Here is a 23,273-nt window from a genome sequence, read left to right as displayed (position 1 = left end):
AAATGGAGGGATTCTAAGTGAGTATTACACGTCAACCAAACTCAAATGGTGTACTTTCAAAAGATAGATTAGAGGATATAAAAGAAAAGTTTGACCAAGGATTGTTTCCACAATGGATGGTTAGTGATCCAGAGATTTATGAATTAGAAAAGGATAAGGTATTTGGTTTTACATGGCAATATTTAGGGCATGAATCTGAACTAAAGGAGCCTGGGGATTACGTTACAAGATGGTTAATGGACGATCCAGTCTTGTTAGTTAAAAATAAAAAAGGTGAAATTAATGTATTCTTAAACTCATGTTCACACCGTGGAACTCATTTATGTACCGCAGATGTGGGAAATAGGAAGACCTTTACCTGCCCATTCCATGGCTGGAGCTTTAATACAGATGGAGAATTAATGGGAGTCATTGCTGGTAATAAGGTCTTTGGCGATAAAATGGTAAGACCAGAATGGAATTTACGAAAAATTCCACGAGTTGAGACTTATAAAGGACTCATTTTCGGAAATTTAGATAAAAATGCGATGCCGCTTGACGATTATCTAGGTGAACTTAAATGGTATTTTGATTTATTTTTGGCACGTAGTGATGGTGGGATGGAAGTAGTTGGCTCTCCACAGCGTTGGGTTGTCAATACGAATTGGAAGATAGCGGCAGAAAACTTTGGTGGAGATCCATACCATGTTGCAACTACACATAAATCAACCGTTGAGCTTGGGATTAGTCCACAGGATCCGCTTTATGCCAGCTATGGACATCAGGTTCAATTAAATCATGGACACGCAATTAATGTTAGTTCTTCAGATAATGGTTTAAATGTACCTCCATATCAAGGACTTCCAGAAGAAATGTGGCCAATGTTTGAGCGAAATCTAACGAAAGAACAGTTAGAAGTATACAAAAAAACAGTTGTAATCGTTGGAAACTGTTTTCCAAATCTTGCTTTCCACTGTCCAGTTCATGGAAATGAAGGGCATTTGCATAACTATTTAACGTTACGAATTTGGAGACCGATTGCACCGGATAAAACTGAAATTTGGGCATGGTTTTTAATTGATAAGGCTGCTACTGAGGAGTATAAACAAGCTTCGTATAAAGGCTATGTAGCTTCATTCGGCCCATCTGGAACGTTAGAGGCAGATGATACAGAAATTTGGACTCGTGTGACAAAAGCAAGTAAAGGGAAAATGGCACGAGATCGTGATCTAAACTTTAATAATGTTCTAAATTATATGATGGGCATGGATAAAATTGAGCCGAACAAAAATTGGCCTGGTCCTGGGATTGCTTATCCAACTTGTTTTACTGACTTTGCTTTAAGGGGAATGCATGATTATTGGCTTGACTTACTGTCTGCGAATCGGGATGAATAATTTGTAAGCGTTTGAATCATATCGTAGTTATTAGGAGAGGAGATTGTATATGGAAGTACAAGAGATCAAGTTAAACATGGATTTACTCTATGAAATTACTAATTTGCTTAATCATGAAGCAAGATTATTAGACGATCGAAAATATATGGATTGGTTGGAATTACTGACTAATGACATCGTTTATCGTATGCCAGTACGTGTGACAAGAGAATCAAAAGATCTGTCAGGTAAAGACGATGCTATGACTTATTTTGAAGAAAGTAAGAAATCTTTGACAACGCGTGTACTAAGATTTGGAACGACTTCAGCATGGGCGGAAGATCCGCCGTTACATACCCGTCATTTTGTTTCTAATATTATGATTGAACCAGGATTAATGAACAATGAAATTAATGTAAAAAGCTATTTTTTAACAAAACGAAGCAGAGGTACGGACCTTCAAGCAGAAGAAATTTTCGGTGAGCGTATTGATGTCCTTCGCAAAGTCAACGGAGAGTGGAAAATTGCCTCTCGATGCATTTATCCTGACCAATCTATCTTAACTGTTATGAATCTAACTACGTTTTTATAAACTCTTGTAAAAATTTTGATATGACTGCCTTTGAGAGGTGAAAGCATGATGTGATGGCTTCTCTAAGGTATGTTATTTTTTATACAATATTTAGAAAATTTTAAATATTATTTATTGACAGATTAATAATTAAAAAATATACTAAACTCATACACAAAAGTGTTGAACAATATTGAACCCATTTATGAGGACAATAAATCGGAAAATGAATAAAGAGTTAAGCTAATGAGGTGACGAAATGACTTATCGTAAAAGTATTGAAATTGAAGGAGTAGCCCATGGTAACACACCCATTCCATTGGGTTCTAAACTAGGTAATATGGTTTTTTCCTCAGCGATTGCTGGTAATAATCCTGCAACAGGGTTGATTCCAGAGGATCCCGCAGAACAAGTGAAGTATGTTTTTCAAAACGTTCGAAGTTTTATGGAGGTTGCGGGCGGGAGTCCTGAACATATCGGGAAAGTGACCGTATTAGTTCAGGATGAAAGCATCCGAGATAAAGTGAATGAAGAGTGGATCAAAATGTTTCCAGATCCCGAAAGCAGGCCTGCTCGACATTCCAAAGTGACCCAGTTAAGACAAGGAGCAGTTGTACAATTGGAGATTATCGCAGTTTTACCTGAATGATAGTTATTTCCAATGATGGACAACGGGCTTAGAAGATAACGAAATTAATTATTTTATAAAATATAAAGGAGAGGTTTAAATGGCAAAAATTGTACTAGGGATTGGTTCATCACATAGTCCTCAAGTTAGCAGTCCAGCGGAAGTTTGGTCCATGCATGCAGACAGGGATCGTTTGAATCCTGAGACAAATTTTGAAGTGCGTTCACAGGAGCTGGCTGCAACACTTGAAGGACATTTAGACCCAAAACTTTGGCAAGAAAAATACGAAATGTGTAATGTAGCCGTTAATCATCTTAACAAAGAAATCCTTGCTGCGGATCCAGACATTCTCGTTGTCATTGGAGATGATCAGGAAGAACTGTTTATGAACGAAGCGAAGCCAACTTTCGGGGTGTTCAATGGAACAGAATTAAAAGATTTTCCTGTGAGATTAGACGATCTTCATCCATCATTACGTCCTGTCATTTGGGCATGGCATACTACAGAAGAAACGGATATTTATCCAACAGAAAGTGGACTTGGGAATCACATCATTGAACAAATGATGCTAGATGGATTTGATGTTTCTCAGAGTACAACACAAGTTGAAGGGCGTTCAATCGGTCATGCTTATACATTTGTAAGGAGACGTCTTCTTTCTAATAAAACAATCCCAATGGTTCCAATCTTCGTAAACTGTTTCTTCCCGCCAAATAAGCCGACACCAGCTCGCTGCTACGAATTTGGTAAAGCGCTGGGAAAAGCGATTGAATCTTGGGGAGAAGATAAACGTGTTGTCATCATCGGTTCCGGTGGTCTAAGCCATTTTAAACTAGATGAAAAACTGGATGAAGTGGTAATCGATGGTTTAAAAAGAGGAGATGCGGAAGTCCTTAAGTCTATCCCAAGAGAAAAATTAGAGGGAGCCTCTGGAGAGATTTTGAATTGGATTGTTGCAGCGGGGGCTTTAGAAGATAAAAAAATCGATTACTTAGAATATGTGGCAGGCTATCGTTCACCAGCGGGTACGGGAGTAGGAATGACATTTGCAGTTTGGAAGTAATCGATCCCAATCTAGTTCTATATAAAACTCAATCTTTTATTACCAGAATAGATAAGAATACTAGAAAAGGATGATTAAGATGGAGATTAATGAAAACCAGATTCAATTAAGTCACGGTACAACTTATTACTTAGAAGCAGGTCAGGGCGAGCCGCTGATCCTGCTTCACGGGGTTGGATTCTATACAGGCGGCGATTATTGGTTAAAAAATATTGAAGAACTTAGCAAGTACTTTCATGTGTACGCTCCAGATTTTGTAGGATGGGGTAATGGAGACCGACTTCCAGTGGAGTATTCGTTTTCGTACCTAGCCGATTTTGTAAGAGAGTTTCAGGATGCAATTGGGGCTTCGTCAACACACGTAGTAGGTCATTCCATGGGCGGATGGGTGGCAGCCCTTTTTGGATATGAAAGTCCAGAACGTATCCGTACATTAACATTGGTAGGCAATGGTGGCATTTCAACTCGAACCTTATCAACCATGACTGCTTTTACTCCGCCTTCTTACGAAGATATTTTACAACATATTAAGCAAACGACTGAACCAGGAAGCATTAATATAGAAGAAAAGGCTCAAAGATGGTATGAGCGTACAAAGATAACAGATGCTGTTGAAGCCTATCAAAAAATCTTAAATCATATGAATCAGCCTTTACATAGGGCAAGATACAATCTTCAAAGAAGATTGCCACATATAAAAGTACCAACAATGGTCGTATGGGGATCAGAGGATAAAGTAAATGACTTAAGTATGGGTGAGAGAGTTCATTCACTTATTCCAAATTCTGAAATGGCTGTATTGCCTTATGGACATTTTCTTCCAAGTGAGGCACCGCAAGAATTCAATAATGTAGTCATACAGTTTATTCAAAAACACGCTGATTTACAAACCTTAAAAAGATAAAAACCAAATAAAAGTATACTTATCATTATAATCGGTATTTCAAATATATGATCTGAGTAGTAAAACGATGGTAAAGGGGAATTAAATCATGTCTAATACACAAAAAACAATTACAGTTATAAGTGCCCATTCAGCAGATTTTATTTGGCGTTGTGGGGGAGCAATCGCTCTATATCATGATCAAGGATATCAAGTCCGTGTCATCTGTTTATCTTTTGGTGAAAGAGGAGAGTCTGCCCGTTTATGGAAAGAAGGAAAAACATTAGATGAAATTAAGGCAAAACGCCGTGCTGAGTCAGAAGAAGCAGCTAGAATTTTAGGAGCAGAAATTCGCTTCTTAGATGCTGGGGATTATCCTTTACAAATAACAAAGGAATTACAGGATATTGTTGTTAATGAATTTAGAGAACATCAACCTGAAATCATCCTGACTCATTCACTTGAGGATCCATATAATTTTGACCATAAGCGAACAGCAGAATTTGCTCTTGAATGCCGCGTTCTTGCTCAAGCAGAAGGCTATCCTGCAGAACACGGTATACTAGGGGCACCTCAAGTATTCTCATTTGAGCCCCATCAACCGGAACAATGTGATTTCAAACCGAATGCCTTTTTAGATATTAGTTCTGTGTTTGATCGTAAGCGTAAAGCAATGGAATGTATGAATGCACAAGAACATCTATGGGAGTATTATTCAGAATTAGCGAAGCGCCGCGGTATGCAAGCTGGTCGTAACATCGGTAGTGCCATCAACGTTTCAGGCAGTAAGATCAAATATGCTGAGGCCTATCAACGTCTGTTTCCAACTGTAGGAGGTACACTAGTATGAGTCATGTCATTGTAAAAAATATCGATCGGCCAGATCAGAATGCAATTGAAAAGTTAAAGTCATTTGGAACTGCGACGGTTCATGAAGCAATGGGACGTACGGGTTTAATGAACCCGTACCTTCGCCCCATCTATGATACTGCTAAGGTATGTGGAACAGCCGTTACCGTTTCTGCTCATCCAGGAGATAACTTGATGATTCATGCAGCAATTGAAATGTGTCAACCAGGTGATGTACTAGTAGTGACAGTCACTTCTGATAATACGGATGGAATGTTCGGAGACCTCCTTGGTGTATCCGCACAATCAAGAGGTGTGGAAGGTTTAATCATTGATGCAGGGGTACGTGATACAACGGAATTAACGGAAATGAAATTTCCAGTCTGGGCAAAAGCGATCTCTGCAAAGGGAACAGTTAAAGCAACACCGGGCTCCGTAAATATTCCAGTTGTATGTGCAGGTGCAATCGTAAACCCAGGTGATGTTATTATTGGAGATCGTGATGGTGTCGTAATAGTACCTAAAGAGGATGTCGAAAAAGTAGCACTGGCTGCACATGCACGGGAAGATCGTGAAGCAAAAGTTAGACAACGTCTTGCAAAAGGGGAGCTTGGGTTAGATATTTATGGACTTCGTGAAAAATTAGAAAATTTAGGTGTAACTTACGTTGATAAAGGTACTGTGAAGGTGGAGTCTTAAATGGAACTGAAGCATAAGGTTAGCTGGGTAACAGGGGCAGCCGGCGGCATCGGGCAATCCATAAGTGAAAAGTTGGCCCAGCAAGGTAGTCATCTTGTTTTAAGTGATATAAACAAGGAAGCTTTAAACAAGGTATCAGAGAAACTAAAAACGTTCGATATTGACGTGTTAGCTCTTCCAATCGACATATCAGATCCACAGTCGGTGTCCGCAGCGAAAGAAGAAATAAAAGAGCGATTCAATAGAGTAGATATATTGATTAATAATGCTGGAATCTCACCAAAAGGTCCGAATGGTGCGATTCCATTTAAGGATATCACTTTTGAAGATTGGAATAGAGTGATTGCCATCAATTTAAATGGTGCGTTTCTTTGCAGCCAGGCTGCTTTAGAAATAATGGTCAATCAAGGTCAAGGTTCTATTGTTAATATTTGTTCACAAGCATCTAGAACCTTTAGCCCTGTAACATCCGCACATTATGCAGCGAGTAAAGCAGGACTTTTAGGATTAAGCCGGAAGCTTGCTGGTGAATATGGTCCTAATGGCATTCGAGTGAATGTGGTCGTACCTGGCAGGATTGATACACCCATGACTCAGAGTGTTGATGAAGAATTGAGCCGTCAAGCTGCACTAAGAACACCTCTTAGGAGAATCGGTCAGCCAGACGAAGTGGCTGATGCCGTTCTTTACCTTGTTTCAGATAAAGCCAGTTATGTAAATGGTGCTGTCTTAGATGTAAATGGCGGTAGCTTGATGATTTAGTTATGGAGTGAAATGAAAAATCAAGGTATAATCGATTTTTTAATCGGTAGAGCTAATATAATAGATTTTTATTAGATTACTTGACTAAAGAGACTGTTCATGCGTCTGACACTTACAATTGAATATAATAAAGTAATATAGTGGGCCAAACATTTTGAGACAGTCTCTTTTCATTGTTGCGATGCTTTTACTTAATTATTTTCTCATCGTCTTACCAACCATTCAAAAGGAATGCTTTTTGATTCAATATTTCTATCAGCCTATTCATTCAGACTCTTCTTTCGTAAATATTCGAATCGAATTTTGAATTAAGTATCATGGTTTGACACTCATAAACTTAAATAAAAGGGGAAATAGGTATGCGTACAATTGATGCACAAGACGTTGTATCTGCTAGTAAATTTAACCGCTTTCATTTTTTGGTTTTTGCTTGGTGTTTTTATTTAATAGGCTTTGATGGATATGATATTGCAATGTATGGTGTTGGATTGTCTTCGATGATGGAAGAATGGAACTTATCCCCGATTCAGGCAGGTGCCGTTGGAAGTTATTCTTTAATTGGTATGATGTTAGGGGCACTCGTACTTTCTCCATTGGCTGATAAATTTGGCCGTAAAAATGCAATTGTATTATGTATGTTTTTATTCAGTGCCTTTACGTTAGCGGCTGGATTCGCTCCAAATCTGATTTGGTTTACTGCTTTGCGCTTTATATCCGCTATTGGAATGGGAGGATTGATGCCAAACTGTATTTCTCTCATGACAGAGTATTCACCGAAGAAAAACCGTCCTATCCTTGTAGGATCAATTTATATTGGCTATGCTTTGGGTGGTATTTTAGCTTCATTAATTGGAATGTTTTTGATTCAACAAACTAGCTGGAGAGTATTGTACTATATCGGCGGAATTCCATTGCTGACGATTCCTCTATTTATTAAATACTTTCCTGAATCACTGTCCTATTATTTAGCAAGAAAACAAATTGGAAAAGTCGTAGAAATCCTTAATAAAGTAAAACCTGAAGGAAATTTTAAAGAAACATATGATTATAAATTAGCTGAGGCGGCAAAAGAAAGTAAAGGCTTTCCAGTTAAAAAGCTTTTTACTAACAACCGTGCGTTCAGCACAATCGCTTTCTGGGTGGCTGTATTTTTTACGATGATGATTGTATACGGTCTGAATACATGGCTGCCAAAATTAATGCAAGATGCAGGTTTTAGTATGAAATCAAGCTTGTCATTTAATATGGTTGTAAGCTTTGGTCAGATTGTCGGAACTTTGGTAGGTGGATATTTTGCTAACAAGATAGGACATAAGTGGGTTCTTGTATGGTCATTTGCATTGGGTATTGTATCATTTATTGGTATGAGTCTTACATCAAATATTGCTTTTGTGTACATACTGATTTTCCTTGCAGGTGTTGGTACATTTGGAGGCATGAACATAGCGAACCCATATATTGCCGAATACTACCCGCGTGAAATACGTGCAACCGGATCTGGATATTCTCTGGCTGTAGGACGGATTGGTTCCATCCTTGCCCCTACATTAATTGCTATGCTAATTACAACAGGAATAGATACAAAATTTGCCTTTGCTTTATTTGCCGTACCATGTATTGTTGTTTCTCTTGGTTACCTGCTCGTTCAAGAAAAGTATGCGTCTTTTGACAAAGTAGTGGAAGAAGATGATATAAAGGCAGAATCAGCTGTTAACCACTAAAAGTTACATCTCTATCATTTATAACAATCTATCAATTATAACAAAATGAGGCTGTCTCTTATGTGTCTGGTGCCAATGGAATTCTCTATGATTAGTGAGGTAATTTTTTCTAATTAAAAGGATCGAGGCTCTTGATAATACGTTTTCTTTAGAGACAGCCTTATTTTTATTACTTGCAGTTTTTTTTTAGCTTAATGTGTGGTAGGCCCTTTTGATTATCATGTACTTGGGCTAAGCAGGTTATTATTTTTATTTGATCATTGTGATCATTTTTTCTATTAAAAGGGATATTGTTAGCTTCAAAGAGAGGGGGAAGGAAGTTATTATGGCCGTGACACAAACGGGAATTGCCTATGATTTTATTAAACAAAGAATATTAAATGGTGTTTTTAAACCATCTCAAAAATTAACAGAAATTAAATTGGCCGAAGAAATCAATGTGAGCCGAAATACGATTAAAAAGGCTCTAATGTTGCTGGAAACAGAAAATCTAGTAACTGTTGAAATGAATAAAGGGGCCACTATCAAGTCATTCACATTGGAAGAAATGATGAATTATTTAGAAATGCGTGCTGTATTGGAAGGTCTCATTGGCAGAAAGGCAGCACTAAACATTACAGATAATGATTTAGTACGGCTTGAGGAACTATATTCTGAAATGAGTACGTTAATACAAGAGAACCGTTTTGATGAATATTCAAAGAAAAACCGTATGTTCCATCAAATCATTTATCAGGCCTCGAACAATCCGGAAGCTGTAAAAATGATTAATACTATTAAAACTCAACTAAATCGCTATTACTTAAGAACGATCCTTGTTCCCGGTAGAAAGGATCATTCGATAAAAGAACATGAAGCGATTTTAAAAGCTTTGCAGAGCAGGGATCCAGTCAAATGTGAGGAAGCCGTAAAATTACATGTAATGAATATTCGCGAATTAATAGAGTGTAACTATAATTATTTAGTTTAATTGACTAGGACTGGTTGAAGAAGAGTTAATAAAACTTATTGCAATATTCAAATAATTGTAAATATTCAATATTGACAAACAAATTATACAAAATTATACTAAATCTATGCACAACATTGTTCAACAAATAAGAGTTCATTTTAGTTTAAAAAAGGAGGTAGTTGTATTCGCCAGAAATGAAACCATCTTCTTAGATGTAAAATACTCCATTAATGATAAGGATTACTAGATAACTAGATTCAAAGAAAGAAGAATGAGGTGGATAAACATGGTAGGTAATAGAGCTGTAGTATATAAAGGTCAAGGACGTGTAGCGGTAGAGGACATCAGCTACCCTGATTTGATTCTAAGAGATGGCCCTGGTGTCAACCCTTTAAATGTTGGTCGTAAGTGTGAACATGGGGTTATTCTGAAAGTCGTGACAACGAATATATGTGGAAGTGACCAGCATATGGTTCGCGGTCGTACAACAGCACCGGAAGGGCTTGTACTAGGCCATGAAATCACGGGTGAAGTGATTGAAGTAGGCCGTGATGTAGAATTTATCAAAAAAGGGGATCTTGTATCGGTTCCGTTTAACATTGCCTGTGGGCGCTGCCGAAGCTGTAAAGAACAAAACACTCATATTTGTGAAAATGTCAATCCTGATCGTCCCGGATCTGCTTATGGTTATGTCGATATGGGCGGCTGGGTTGGAGGCCAATCCGAGTATGTAATGGTTCCTTATGCAGATTTCCAATTACTGAAATTTCCTGATAAGGACAAAGCGATGGAAAAAATTCTTGATCTGACCATGCTTTCCGATATTTTCCCGACAGGCTATCATGGGGCTGTTTCTGCAGGAGTAAAACCAGGCTCCACAGTCTATGTAGCTGGTGCCGGACCGGTTGGCTTAGCGGCAGCACATTCAGCCCAATTGTTAGGTGCATCTGTTGTTATCGTTGGTGATTTAAATTCAGAACGTTTAGCACAGGCAAGAAGCTTTGGCTGTGAGACTGTTAATCTTAGTGAGCATGATCGTTTAGGAGAGCAAATTGAACAAATTCTCGGTGTGCCTGAAGTCGATTCAGCTATTGACTGTGTAGGTTTTGAAGCACATGGCCACGGTAAGAACCATACGGAATCCCCAGCAACGGTACTCAATTCCATTATGGAAGTTACCCGTGCTGGAGGGCAGTTAGGAATTCCGGGATTGTACGTAACGGGAGATCCTGGTGCGATTGATGATGATGCTAAACATGGCACGTTAAAAGTTCGCTTTGGTTTAGGCTGGGCAAAAGCACATACATTTGTTACTGGTCAAACTCCGGTAATGAATTATCATCGGGATTTAATGATGTCCATCTTAAATGGACGGGCTCAAATTGCGAAAGCAGTCAATGCAACCCTCATTTCACTTGACCAAGCACCTGAAGCATATGCAGCTTTTGATAGCGGGGTAGCTAGAAAATTTGTTATTGACCCGCATGGTCTTGTGAGATAACTTTTTTAGGTTCCTGCGGGGAAAGCCTATTTCCCCGTTAAGGAAAAGCAGAGGAGGTTTGAAATTTGAGTACAGAAGCATTATTACATACGACCGAAACTATCTGCAGCTTTTGTGGTACCGGCTGTGGGTTGGTGGTTGAAGCAAAGGACAACCAAATTGTTAAGGTTCGCGGTCTCAAGAGCAATCCATCGAGCCATGGCGAAACATGTGTAAAAGGGGCATTGGGCTGGGGATATATCCATAGTTCTAAACGGCTGACAGAACCGCTAATCAAAAAGGATGGCCGTTTTGTACCAAGCTCATGGGATGAAGCCTTAAAGCTGATTGCAAGTAAATTTACTTTCTTTAAAGAAAAATATGGGGCGGATGCTTTTGGTTGCTTTAGCTCTTCTCGCTCCACAAATGAATTAAATTATTTAGCAGCGAAGTTTATGCGAACGGTGATTGGAACCAACAATATTGACAGCTGCAACCGAACCTGACATGCACCTAGTGTCACCGGTCTGGTGACTGTGTTTGGAACGGGAGCTGCTACCACTTCATATGAAGAACTTGAAAATACGGACGTGATTATTACCTGGGGAAGCAATACACAGGAGTGTCATCCAATTATTTTTAATCATATGAGACGTGGAGTCAAAAAAGGAGCCAAATTTATTGTAATTGATCCGCGAAAGATCGATCAAACCAAACTGGCGGATAAATGGCTGCCAGTAAGGGTTGGGACAGATATTGCTTTGGCCAACGCCATGGGTTATACGATTATCGAAGAAGGTCTCTATAACGAAGAGTTTATTAATAGAACTACCCTTGATTTTGAAAGCTATAAAAAACATGTTCAAGCCTATAGTCCGGAAGCGGTGGAAAACATTACAGGTGTATCGGCAGAAGATATCCGTTATGTGGCAAGACTTTATGCAAAGGCTGAAAAAGCGATCATCAACTGGACTTTAGGAATTACGGAACATCATAACGGAACAGAAAATGTGTTCTCTCTTATTAACTTGGCCTTGCTAACAGGTCATATTGGTAAATACGGTTCAGGGGTCAATCCTTTAAGAGGACAGAATAATGTCCAAGGCGGAGGAGATATGGGGGCCCTTCCAAACCGTTTAACAGGGGGCTGGGATTATGATGATCCAGAAGCCCGGGCCTTATTTAAAAAAGTATGGGGTACAGAAGTGCCTGAAAAAGTTGGAAAACACCAGACTGCTATGCTTGAAGCCATAGAAAAGAAGGAAATTAAAGCCCTCTATGTCATTGGAGAAAATCCCATACAATCCGACGCCGATGGAAACCATGTGGAACAATTATTTAAAGAACTTGATTTCATAGTGGTTCAAGAGATTTTAATGACCAAAACGGCACAAATGGCAGATGTAGTTCTACCTGCTGCAGGCTGGTCGGAAAATGATGGAACAACCACTAATTCTGAGCGAAGAATCCAGAGAGTCCGACCTGGAATAAAATCGCCAGGCTCTGCAAGACAAGATCATTTTATTGTGCAGGACATTGCCAATGCAATGGGTGCATCTTGGAACTATCTTTGTGCAGAAGATGTTTGGGAGGAAATTAGAGAAGTGGCACCAAACTTTGCCGGCATTACATACAAACGTCTTGACAACGAAGGCGGTATACAGTGGCCTTGTCCGGATGAATCACACCCGGGTACACGCTATCTTCATACAAGATTATGGGAATCTGAGGTGAAGGATAAAGCACCTTTTAAACCGACCCATTATCAACCGCCAGCTGAAGAGCCGGATAAACAATATCCATATCTTTTAACGACTGGACGAAGATTATCCTTTTACAATACAGGTGTGCAAACACAAGACTATCAAAAGATCAAACATAATGAAGAATACCTTGAAATCAGTGAACAGGATGCTGCTTCAATAGGGTTAAAAGATGGTGATATGGCAGAGGTCTCATCCAGACGGGGGACCGTTACAACTAAAGTCCGCATTAGTAATAAAGTATACCAGGGATTAGTCTTTATGAGCTTCCATTTTCCTGAACAAACGAACACGAATGTGTTAACCATTCAAGCAACCGATCCAATCGCAGGAACAGCGGAATTCAAAGCCTGTGCTGTAAAGATAAAGCCTGTACAATAAATGTCTTGAAATGGCTGATGAAACTGGAACATGAAGGAAGTGGAAAGCTTGAACATAAAACCTGTTGTAGAGCGAAAGATTTATTCCTATAAAAATGGTGGAGGAACTTGGACAGAAGATCAGGTTGCCACGGAATTTGCCTGTACGATCAAAGTGAATGGAGAAGAATATACCACTATTGTATGTACGCCTGAATATATCGAAGAATTAGTCATTGGTTTTCTCATTTCAGAAAAAATTGTAGTACGTATAAACGATATTCGCTCTATTAGAGTTGACAAAAAACAAGGTACAGCACATGTGGATGCTGTAAGAGTGAATGAATTTCATAAAAAGTTTTTCGCGAAAAGATATATCACTTCATGCTGCGGAAAAGGCCGGACGGGGTTTTACTTTTTAAATGATGCCAGAACGGCCAAAGTGTTTAACCAATATTCTTTATCTATTTCAATTGACGATTGTTTCCATATGATGAAGCAACTTCAGGAATCAGCGGTTATGTTCCACCAAACTGGCGGTGTGCATAATGCCGCTCTCTGTGATCAAGATGGTCTCGTTGTTTCCAGAATGGACATAGGGAGACACAATGCCATAGATAAAATTTATGGTTATTGTTTAAAAAACAATCTGTCTTTAGTTGATAAAGTGCTTGTTTTCAGCGGGCGGATTTCATCTGAAATATTAATTAAATGTGCTAAAGTCGGATGTGAAATTCTTATTTCAAAGTCCGCCCCAACTCAATTGGCCCTCGACCTTGCTGAAGACTTAGGCATAACGACAGTTGGATTTGTTAGAGGAGAATCACTTAATATTTATACTCATGCAGGTCGAATTAAAGGGATAGAAATGGATGAAATGCCTCAAGAAATAACTGAAAATTTAGAAGATTGTTATTTAGGAAGTTAAAAACGAAATCTAATGATTGAGGTGAATCAAATGAAAAGAAAATTATTAGTCATGTTAACCGTGTTCCTTATGCTTATTGTATCTGCTTGTGGAGGTGGAGGCAGCAGCAAGACTTCTTCAGATGGTGCAAAAACGATTAAATTTGCCTTTAGTGGTGCGGAATCACATATTCACTATAAATCAGCATTAATTTTTAAAGATGAAGTGGAAAAAAAATCGGATGGAAAAATTTCAGTTGAACTTTATCCGAACAATACATTGGGTACCGATGCTGAAACAATGAGTCAATTGAAATCCGGTTCTGTCGATATGGCTGCGATTATTTCAGGGGAATTAGCCAATCATTCTCCTAGTTTTAATGCTTGGTTTATGCCATTTTTATTTGATAATGCTGAAGAAGCTTATGAAATGGGAAAAACAGACGAAGCTAAGGCACTATTTGATACTTTATCAGAAGCTGGTGTTCATCCGCTTGGTTATTTCTTGATCGAAATGCGTGATGTTTTATCAAGCAAAGAATTGATTGAAAGTCTCGATGGTTTTAAAGGACTTAATATTCGTGTAACCCCGAGTCCCGCGATTGTTGATTTTTGGGAGACATTAGGGGCCAATCCTACTCCGGTTGATTTTGCAGAGCTTTACAGTGCTTTCCAGACAGGTGTTGTAAATACAATCGATTCCGGATCTACAGGGATGTCATCAGGTAAGTTTTATGAAATCGGAAAAAATTATACGACAACCAATCATATGGCTTTTAACTCAGCCATCCTGGCTAGCAATAAGTTTTGGGACAGCTTATCAGATGAAGAGAAATCCATTATTGAGGAATCAATGAATGTGGCAGTAGAACAAAACATTTCTATTTATAAAGAATTAGCAGATGAAGCGATGGCAGCAATGAAAGAAGAAGGCGTTAAATTTACAGAAATAAAGATGGATGAAGAGTTACAGAAAGTACAAGAAGAATTTATTGCAAAATATGCAGGTAAAGATGAAAAAATTAAGGCATTCGTTGAGAAGGCAAAAGAGATCAACTCCAATTAATGTTGGAAATTGATTAATAAGAAAGAGGTCCTGACATGATGAAATATCTTAATTGGATTGAGTACATCAGTCGTATATTTGAGAAGATGGTCATTTTTATTGTTCAGGTCAGTGTCGGGGTATTAATCCTCGACCTGAACATTGCTGTATTATTCCGGATTTTTAAAGTTCAGCTAGTGGGTACGTCAGAAATTGCTCTTTTTCTGCTTGCGTGGATTACGTTTCTTGGTGCCAGTCTAAGCATCAAACAGGGTTCCATGGTTGCTATTACAGTCATTTTGGAGCGGTTAAAAGGACATGTTAGTACTTCCGTTCAAATCATTATCCAACTGTTCGTCTTATTTTTCTCTTGTATTCTGTTTTATTATAGTTTTAATTGGATCACGGCACCGAATGTGCAAAGTACCTTATCGTCAGCACTGCAGATTCCGATGTGGATTCCATATTCCATTATTCCGTTATCGACGCTGCTTACGATCATATTCTGTATCAGTAATATTGTTCAATTATTAAAAACAGAATCAACAACCACAGTTTCTGATTATCAGCAAAGTATAGAAAAAGAATGGGGGGTGGAGTAAATTGCTTATCATGTTTTTGTCGTTTGTAATTCTTCTTTTCTTAGGGGTTCCGATCGCTTATGTGCTCGGTATCAGTTCCCTTCTTTATATTTTGTTCAGCGGCGATATGCTTTTACTAGAGTCAGCCTCCCATAGGGTCTATTCAGGCATTCAAAACTTTGGAATGCTGGCGATCCCGCTATTTATCTTTGTTGGAGAAGTAATGAATTCCGGCGGAATTACGAAAAGACTGATTGCTTTCTGTCAAGTAATACTAGGGCATTTCCGCGGCGGATTAGCCTATGTAAATGTTGTTGCAAACATGTTCTTGGCCTCTATTTTAGGATCTGCTAATGCTCAAACAGCCATGATGAGCAGGGTGATGGTTCCTGCTATGGAAAAAGAAGGGTACAAAAAGGAGTTCAGTTCGGCCTTAACGGTTTCATCGGCATTGTTGGGACCCATTATTCCTCCAAGCCTTGTTTTTATTATTTATGGAGTTACGGCTGAAGCATCAATTGCCAAAATGTTTTTGGGAGGAATTATTCCCGGGTTTCTAATTGGCGGAGGACTTATCCTTTTAATTGCTGTTATCTCGAAAAAAGAAAAATTCCCCAAAGCTGATAGAGCCAGCTTTAAAACAGTCATGAAAAGCTTTTTTAATGTCATTCCAGCATTAAGTATTCCTGCCATCATTCTGATCGGAATTCTGTCAGGCATATTTACGGCAACTGAATCAGCTGCTGTTGCTGCTTTAATTGCCCTGTTAATTGGCTGGCTGCTTTATAAAGAACTGAAGCTGAAGGAATTACCAAAAATATTAATGAATACAGCGTTGAATACAGCCATTGTTACGTTTATTGTGGCTATGGCAAGCTTGTTCAGTTGGATTTTAACTTTTGAAAGAATACCGAATCAGGTTGCGGACCTCTTAATTTCCATTTCTGACAGCCAATTTGTATTCTTACTATTAATCAATATTATCTTTTTAATTGTTGGTATGTTCTTGGACGGAATGGCGGCCATGATTATCCTAGTTCCGATATTATTACCGGTGGCAGTGCAATTTGGAATTGACCCGATTCAGTTTGGGATTATCCTTTGCGTGAATCTGACGATTGGTTTAATCACTCCTCCGGTTGGAACCGCTTTATTTATCGCGTCATCGATGAGTAATATCAAAATTGAGAGATTGTCTCGAACGCTCATTCCATTTATCGGGGTCGCCCTAGTCGCGCTAGCAATAATAACTTATGTGCCAGCTGTCACTCTATGGATTCCTAGTTTGTTTGGTTAATAAATAAATAGAATTACGGAGGGTGTGTTCTATGAAAAATAAAACACTGGTTGTTGTTCATTCCATCATAAACGGGGAAAAAGTAGAAACTGAAAAACGATCTTCTCGTGAGAATCCAGCAAACCCTGAGGAGATCGTTGGTTATGCGCCAATTAATACAAGGGAGGACGCAATAGCTGCTATTGATGCAGCTTCAAATGCGTTCAGATCATGGTCACTAACATCGATAGATGAACGGATTGAACGGATGCAGCGTGCCATTCAAAAGCTGAAGGATAGAGGACCGGAGCTTTCAGAACTTCTTTCTCGTGAACATGGGAAACCCCTCTATGATGCACAAGGAGAACTTTTTGTATCGATCATGTGGATGGAATTTGCATGTAATAGAGTAAAGGAAGTTGTAAAGGGAAAAGTACAGGAACATGAAAATGGCAAAACCATTATTACTTATGATCCAATGGGAGTAGTTTCAGCTATTTTTCCGTGGAATTATCCTATTTCACTTTCCACTATTAAAATAGCACCGGCATTATTAACAGGTAATACAGTGGTGCTCAAGCCAAGTCCGTATGCTCCGCTTGCTGTCAGTCAAGCAATCGAACTATTGGCTGAAGAGTTTCCGCCGGGTGTCATTAACATAGTGCATGGAGAATCAGATGTAGGTGTGGAGCTAACCTCAAACCCGAAGGTAGCCAAAATTGCCTTTACCGGTGGTACTGAAACTGCAAAGCATATTATGAAATCTGCTGCTGATACGATAAAGAATATGACACTTGAATTAGGTGGGAATGATGCTGCCATTTTCCTTCCTGAATTTGATGTGAACGACGAACAAGCGATGCGCCGATTAGTCATTGCCAATTTCCTCAATAATGGTCAAATTTGCATGATTGCAAAGCGGGTGTATGTGCATCGTTCCATTTATCAAGAATTTGTGGAGAAGTATATCGAAGCAGCTAATAAGTGGATCCGTATAGGAGACCCATTGAAGCAAGAAACAACGATGGGACCTGTGAACAATCCAGCCCAGCTCAAATTTGTTAAAGGTTTACTTGATGATGCCAAGAGCCATGGCGCTGACGTTATTCCGCTTGGAAAGATCCTAGATCAGGATGTCTTTGAGAAGGGTTATTTTATGCAGCCGGCATTGGTTTTAAATGCGGATTATCATGAACGGATAGTGGTGGAAGAACAATTTGGGCCTGCTGTACCAATTCTTCCATATGATGATGAAGAACAGGTAATCTCGTTGGTCAATAATAGTATATACGGTCTTACAAGCTCGGTCTGGGGAGAAGAAGAACATGCTATCAAAGTGGCGCACCGCATAGAGGCTGGAACAACCATGATCAATACAGCCGCCATTATGGGGCTAGATGTCAGGTTCCCATTCGGGGGAGTAAAACAATCAGGAATTGGACGTGAATACGGTGATGAAGGGTTATTATCTAATGTCCATTCACATGTTATTAACGTACCTATAGCATTAGATCTGCCTTATATCCCTGAGTAATGGCTTAATTAAATGTTTGATCTGACTTGACTGATGTGTAGTTATATATTATGAAGTCACACTCTGAGAACATTAATGGGGTGTTCGGAATGAGAGTATTCGGTTGAGTACTCTCTTTTCTCATACTCTCTTATTATGCCGATGTAACATTACTATTGACTAAGAGAGGGGTATTACATGCATGATTACCAACTCAAAAATGAATATTGAAGAAATAATCAAATTCTACCCTGAATCTGGAAGAATCCATTTAAACAACAAACGGATGATTTTAATGGAGGCAGATGCATATGGCGCTCTGCGACGAGACCTCATTGCTTCGTTAGGCATTGACAGGGCAAAAGGATTTTTATTACGGTACGGATGGAGCTATGGCATCAATGTCGCAAAGCATTTAAAAGAAATTCTTCCTTTTGACTCGGAAATCGAATGGCTTTCCGCAGGTGGTTTTGTACATGGGATGACTGGATATGTTTCCGTAGAGATCAAAGAACTTACATTTGATCCTGCTACAAAGAGCTATTATTCAGAGTGCTACTGGTATGATTCTGTTGAAGCAGAACAACATGTTAAACATTTTGGATACCATCATGAACCGGTCTGTTTTAACCTTGTTGGAACGGCAGGAGGTTATGTTAGTGCCCAGTTGGGACGAAAGATCATTTTTAAGGAAATTGAATGTGTAGGTAAAGGTGATTTACGCTGCCGTTTGATTGGAAAACCAATTGAAGATTGGGGAGCGGAGATTGTCACTGAATTGCATTATTATGAGGAGGAAAATCTAGCACAGGAGTTGGATCGTGCCTTCCTTCGAATTGAAAAACAAAAAGAGGCTTTTAAAAGGGCATTAAAAATTATTGAAAAACTATCGAAAGTATTGCTGGCAGGGGGTGGATTGCAATCCGTTGTGAAAGTTTTGGGAGATGAATTAAATCATTCTGTGATTATAGAAGATAAAAATTTTAATATACTAGAATCCAATGGAAGATATAAAAATCATAACTTTCAGGAATTTATCAAGTTTCCGAAACATGATCAAACCTTAAGAAAACAAATTAATCAGGTAATAAATGATAAAAGAACGGTACATATGACTATTCCTGATCAATTCGGCTGGCTGCACGAAAGGCTTATCTCACCCATCATCATAAAAAATGAAATTTTGGGTTACATATCTTTCCTTAAAGAAAATGGAAATTATGAGGAGCTGGAATACATCTCCTTAGAGAGAGCCTCAACGATCTGTGCCATTCATCTATTAAACGAACGAACAGCCATTGAAACGATCCAACAAATAAAGGGTGAATTTCTCAATGAACTGATAAGAGGTTCATCTAATGAAGAAGAGATCACGTATCGCATACAAATTTTAGGATACAACCTCAAGCAAGAACATTATGTGTTCTTATTTAATTTAGAGTATACGGATGAGTTCAAAGGAGATGAAGAATATCTTATTAAGTTAAAGAAAAAAATTTCTAAAATGATTGATACTCAAGTAAGAAAAAATATTGGACAACCTTGTCTTATGTCAACAAATTTAAATCAAATTGTCCTTCTAATCCCTCATGAAATAATCAAAAGATCCAAGCTTGAGGTAAAACAATTCGGCCGATCTATCCTTAACAGCATTAGGAATAGATATGGAGATTTAAACATCATGTTGGGAATTAGCTCCCTTTGCAAACAGATAAAAACGTTGAAAAAGGGATTCGAAGAAGCAGAAAAAGCCATTGAGATTTTAAAACTAAAGCGAAATCCTTTGCGGGTAATTTTTTTTGGTGAGCTTGGATCCATTGGAAAAATCTTCTGTTCTGAGAATTTAGCTGACCTTGAAAATCATGCCTGTGAGTTGTTAAATGAGATAAAGGCCTATGATGAGCAATATAACTCGGAATTATTAAAGACGCTTTATTATTTTATTGAGAATCAAGGAAATATGCAAAGAACTTCCCGCGAGTTAAATATATCAATGGGGGCCATCAGGTACCGAATGAAACGAATTCAAGAGCTAAGTCATTTGGATTTAACAAATAGCCAAGACTTTTTTGATGCTCATTTGGCCGTCCAAGTATACATTTTCTTAGGAATGATGAAATTTAACTAAATAACAAATACAATCCCTTGTGATTAAAAATGCCAGCAATCTGGCCTTTTTTTATTTTCAGAAAGCTTTGCGTCTTATTTAGCTAGACTCATATTTTTCTTAGAAGCAGTTATTGCTAAAAGAGGGCATGTATGTTGACACATTATGCACTATTATTTATTAGAAAATTCAAATAATATTGAAAATACAGAAAACAATTTAAAGCTAATTCATAAGCAAGAAGGAGGTCATCGATAAGAGATAAAAAAGGGTTTTTATAAAATGAAAGCGGAAACAAACAAGCAGGATGGAATAACAAGAAAAACAAACTTGTACACAAAGGATGAAAAGAAAATGAGTGATGAAAGGGTGAAAAGGCATGGAAAGAAGGAAGTTTTGGAATTACGAAAATAGGCTGCTTCTAATTCTATCATTGGGATGGGGATTTCTATTTTTTGATCGACTCGGACTAAATTATTTAATGCCGTTTATTCTTGAAGATGTTCAAATGACAAACACCCAAATCACCTTGATTGCTGCTGCTTTTTCCCTTACATGGGCGCTTGGTGGATATTTTGGAGGCTCTTTAGCAGATCGAATGGGAAAAAGAAAAACAGTATTAGTCTTCACGGTACTGCTATTTTCTCTTTGCTCATTTACAACAGGTATCGCAACATCTTTCATGTCTTTACTCATTATACGGATGGCCATGGGGCTATTTGAAGGGCCATTCTTTCCTTCGGGTACATCCATTTTAGCTGTGGAATCATCCGAATCTCGACGAGGGTTCAACTTGGGATTTCTGCAAAACTTTTCATCTAATTTCTTAGGCGGGATTTTGGGGCCGATCGTTCTTGTTGCTGTTGCCGCTTCAATAGGCTGGAGAACTACTTTCTTGTTAACAATAGTTCCTGGTATTATCGTAGCACTTTTAATATGGAAATATGTCAAGGAACCAAAACCGGCAAATGAAAGCGTGTCAACAGTTAGTCAAAACAAAGGGGAGAAGGTTCGTCTAACGGAGCTGCTAAAAAACAAAAATATCATGTTATGTACTCTAATTGGAATATTCTTAATCCCATGGTATACGCTGTTATTTGCTTTTGCTCCACTGTATTTGGTTCAAGTCAAAGGAGTATCTCCTAATATTATGAGTTATGTTATGGCGGCAGTTGGTCTAAGTGCAGCCGTATGGGGATTTGTTGTACCTGCCTTGTCTGACCGGTGGGGAAGAAAGCCGGCCATGATAATATTCTCGTTAATTTCGATGTTAGGACCATTATCCATCTTATATTTTAACGGACCATTTTGGCTGTTGATGTTACTTGTTATTATCGGGTGTGCCGGACCAGGACCAATGGCTCTCTATATGTCCATTATTCCGTCTGAAGCCCTGCCAGCTAAATATATTGGAGCTGCTGTGGGATTGACTATGGGTGTCGGTGAATTAATCGGAGGTGTTGGAATTGTTTCATTGAGTGGTGTCCTTGCCGACAGTTATGGGATTGCGACTCCACTATTGATGGCAGCTGCGTTTGCTCTTATAAGTGCTGTTATTGGACTGTTCTTAACAGAAACATCACCAATTAAGTTGAAAAAAAGAGAAGAGTTACAAACTCCTCCTGTTTCAGAGAATCCGACTCATATCTAAAATTCAATTAACCGTGGAAGAGGAGAGGATCTAGTTGAAAGCTGCAAGGTGGTACGGGTTAAAAGATATCCGGGTAGAGGAAGTAGAAGAACCTGTTGTAAGTGAAGGGATGGTTAAAATAGAGGTAGAGTGGGGCGGGATTTGTGGGAGTGATCTTCACGAATATGTATCGGGTCCAATGACAATCCCAGTAAAGGAACCGCATCCATTGACAGGACAGTTAGCGCCGGTCATTCTCGGTCATGAGTTTGTAGGCCGAGTGGTTGAAATAGGTGATAGGGTGTCAAATGTTCAAGTTGGTGACCGAGTAACGGTTGAACCCGTCTTAACTTGTGGCACGTGTATTTATTGCCAAGCTGGCCGCTATAATCTTTGTCCAAAGTTAGGATTTCATGGCCTTACTTCAAATGGGGGAGGATTTTCGGAATATACAACCGTACCGGCTCAATTGGTGCATAAACTGCCTGATAACATGTCGTTTGAGGAAGGCGCGGTCGCAGAACCAGCAGCAGTGGCTGTGTATGCTGTTCGCCAAAGTGGTCTAAAGGTGGGAGATACCTGTGCTGTTTTTGGTGCAGGTCCAATTGGATTGCTTCTCATTCAAGCGGCTAAAGCTGCAGGTGCCAGTAAAATTATTGCCGTGGAAGTATCCGAAAGCCGGTTAACAAAAGCGGAAGCACTCGGCGCCACTCATTTAATTAATCCCAAAACGGACAAAACCGTGGATATGATTCATCATATTACCGGTAATCGAGGTGTGGATGTAAGTTATGAAGCCGCTGGAGTAGAGGCCTCGTTCTTGGAATCTATTGAAAGCGTAAAGCCGGATGGCGAAACAGTAATTGTAAGTTTATGGGAAAACCCTGTAACATTTAATCCTAATTTGCTCGTTTTAAAGGAACGGAAGATTCGATCTTCCTGTGCATACCGGCACGTTTTTCCAGAGGTCATCTCTTTAATAGCAAATGGAAAAATAAATGCCAAGGGATTGATCTCTAAAAAAATTACATTAGATCAAATAGTAGAAGAAGGGTTTAACACCCTTTTAACAGACAAATCCCACTCGAAAATTCTAGTAACACCTAAAAGTAATAATATGAATTGAACTA

The 23,273-nt window shown here is 38.8% G+C and carries 21 protein-coding genes; all 21 read left to right on the top strand.

Annotation, left to right across the window (positions count from 1 at the left end; all coding sequences use genetic code 11):
- Positions 1 to 17: 17 nt before the first annotated feature.
- The 21 genes from ACHUFV_RS09865 to ACHUFV_RS09765 all read left to right on the top strand — a co-directional run bounded on the left by ACHUFV_RS09865 (position 18) and on the right by ACHUFV_RS09765 (position 23,269).
- Complete coding sequence (locus tag ACHUFV_RS09865) at positions 18 to 1,376, top strand: aromatic ring-hydroxylating oxygenase subunit alpha (RefSeq protein ID WP_394233605.1); 1,359 nt, start codon at positions 18 to 20, stop codon at positions 1,374 to 1,376.
- 49 nt (positions 1,377 to 1,425) lie between these two features.
- Positions 1,426 to 1,947: an aromatic-ring-hydroxylating dioxygenase subunit beta gene (locus ACHUFV_RS09860; RefSeq protein ID WP_394233603.1), complete on the top strand. Its 522-nt coding sequence runs from the start codon at positions 1,426 to 1,428 to the stop codon at positions 1,945 to 1,947.
- A gap of 238 nt (positions 1,948 to 2,185) precedes the next feature.
- Complete coding sequence (locus ACHUFV_RS09855) at positions 2,186 to 2,575, top strand: RidA family protein (RefSeq protein ID WP_394233601.1); 390 nt, start codon at positions 2,186 to 2,188, stop codon at positions 2,573 to 2,575.
- 79 nt (positions 2,576 to 2,654) lie between these two features.
- Complete coding sequence (locus ACHUFV_RS09850; protein ID WP_394233599.1) at positions 2,655 to 3,617, top strand: DODA-type extradiol aromatic ring-opening family dioxygenase; 963 nt, start codon at positions 2,655 to 2,657, stop codon at positions 3,615 to 3,617.
- 79 nt (positions 3,618 to 3,696) lie between these two features.
- A complete protein-coding gene (locus tag ACHUFV_RS09845; protein ID WP_394233597.1) occupies positions 3,697 to 4,521 on the top strand; it encodes an alpha/beta fold hydrolase in 825 nt (274 codons plus the stop codon).
- Between the two features lie 88 nt (positions 4,522 to 4,609).
- A complete protein-coding gene (locus ACHUFV_RS09840) occupies positions 4,610 to 5,350 on the top strand; it encodes a PIG-L deacetylase family protein (RefSeq protein WP_394233595.1) in 741 nt (246 codons plus the stop codon).
- Entirely contained in the window at positions 5,347 to 6,048 is a 702-nt protein-coding gene (locus ACHUFV_RS09835; protein ID WP_394233593.1) for a 4-carboxy-4-hydroxy-2-oxoadipate aldolase/oxaloacetate decarboxylase, read from the top strand. The genes ACHUFV_RS09840 and ACHUFV_RS09835 overlap by 4 nt, the downstream gene beginning before the upstream one ends.
- Positions 6,049 to 6,810 carry an SDR family NAD(P)-dependent oxidoreductase gene (locus ACHUFV_RS09830; protein WP_394233591.1) on the top strand — a complete coding sequence of 254 codons (762 nt, stop codon included), beginning with the start codon at positions 6,049 to 6,051 and terminating at the stop codon, positions 6,808 to 6,810.
- Between the two features lie 359 nt (positions 6,811 to 7,169).
- On the top strand, positions 7,170 to 8,531 hold the full coding sequence (locus tag ACHUFV_RS09825; protein ID WP_394233589.1) for an MFS transporter: 1,362 nt from the start codon (positions 7,170 to 7,172) through the stop codon (positions 8,529 to 8,531).
- A 325-nt stretch (positions 8,532 to 8,856) separates the two neighbouring features.
- Complete coding sequence (locus tag ACHUFV_RS09820; RefSeq protein WP_394233587.1) at positions 8,857 to 9,501, top strand: GntR family transcriptional regulator; 645 nt, start codon at positions 8,857 to 8,859, stop codon at positions 9,499 to 9,501.
- Between the two features lie 268 nt (positions 9,502 to 9,769).
- The gene (gene fdhA / locus ACHUFV_RS09815) at positions 9,770 to 10,984 is read left to right on the top strand and encodes a formaldehyde dehydrogenase, glutathione-independent (RefSeq protein ID WP_394233585.1); all 1,215 of its coding nucleotides are present in this window, start codon (positions 9,770 to 9,772) and stop codon (positions 10,982 to 10,984) included.
- A gap of 65 nt (positions 10,985 to 11,049) precedes the next feature.
- A complete protein-coding gene (fdhF, locus tag ACHUFV_RS09810; protein WP_394233584.1) occupies positions 11,050 to 13,107 on the top strand; it encodes a formate dehydrogenase subunit alpha in 2,058 nt (685 codons plus the stop codon).
- Between the two features lie 54 nt (positions 13,108 to 13,161).
- Entirely contained in the window at positions 13,162 to 14,013 is an 852-nt protein-coding gene (fdhD, locus tag ACHUFV_RS09805; RefSeq protein WP_394234443.1) for a formate dehydrogenase accessory sulfurtransferase FdhD, read from the top strand.
- Positions 14,014 to 14,043: 30 nt separating this feature from the next.
- Positions 14,044 to 15,057 carry a TRAP transporter substrate-binding protein gene (locus ACHUFV_RS09800; RefSeq protein WP_394233582.1) on the top strand — a complete coding sequence of 338 codons (1,014 nt, stop codon included), beginning with the start codon at positions 14,044 to 14,046 and terminating at the stop codon, positions 15,055 to 15,057.
- A gap of 35 nt (positions 15,058 to 15,092) precedes the next feature.
- Complete coding sequence (locus tag ACHUFV_RS09795; protein ID WP_394233580.1) at positions 15,093 to 15,638, top strand: TRAP transporter small permease; 546 nt, start codon at positions 15,093 to 15,095, stop codon at positions 15,636 to 15,638.
- A 10-nt stretch (positions 15,639 to 15,648) separates the two neighbouring features.
- A complete protein-coding gene (locus ACHUFV_RS09790; protein ID WP_394234441.1) occupies positions 15,649 to 16,914 on the top strand; it encodes a TRAP transporter large permease in 1,266 nt (421 codons plus the stop codon).
- Between the two features lie 31 nt (positions 16,915 to 16,945).
- On the top strand, positions 16,946 to 18,427 hold the full coding sequence (locus ACHUFV_RS09785) for an aldehyde dehydrogenase family protein (RefSeq protein ID WP_394233578.1): 1,482 nt from the start codon (positions 16,946 to 16,948) through the stop codon (positions 18,425 to 18,427).
- A gap of 181 nt (positions 18,428 to 18,608) precedes the next feature.
- Positions 18,609 to 20,534 (top strand): XylR N-terminal domain-containing protein, encoded by a 1,926-nt coding sequence (locus tag ACHUFV_RS09780; RefSeq protein ID WP_394233576.1) that lies wholly within the window; start codon positions 18,609 to 18,611, stop codon positions 20,532 to 20,534.
- Positions 20,535 to 20,795: 261 nt separating this feature from the next.
- The gene (locus ACHUFV_RS09775; RefSeq protein WP_394233574.1) at positions 20,796 to 20,927 is read left to right on the top strand and encodes a hypothetical protein; all 132 of its coding nucleotides are present in this window, start codon (positions 20,796 to 20,798) and stop codon (positions 20,925 to 20,927) included.
- On the top strand, positions 20,893 to 22,164 hold the full coding sequence (locus ACHUFV_RS09770; RefSeq protein ID WP_394233572.1) for an MFS transporter: 1,272 nt from the start codon (positions 20,893 to 20,895) through the stop codon (positions 22,162 to 22,164). Before ACHUFV_RS09775 ends, ACHUFV_RS09770 begins: the two co-directional genes overlap by 35 nt.
- A 34-nt stretch (positions 22,165 to 22,198) precedes the next feature.
- Complete coding sequence (locus ACHUFV_RS09765; protein ID WP_394233570.1) at positions 22,199 to 23,269, top strand: 2,3-butanediol dehydrogenase; 1,071 nt, start codon at positions 22,199 to 22,201, stop codon at positions 23,267 to 23,269.
- Positions 23,270 to 23,273 lie beyond the last annotated feature (4 nt).

Origin of the sequence: Niallia oryzisoli (assembly GCF_043641075.1) — a bacterium.
Taxonomy (GTDB): domain Bacteria; phylum Bacillota; class Bacilli; order Bacillales; family Cytobacillaceae; genus Bacillus_BD; species Bacillus_BD oryzisoli_A.
The sequence above is the reverse complement of the archived record's forward strand: the minus strand, read 5'-3'. Positions and strand labels throughout refer to the sequence as shown.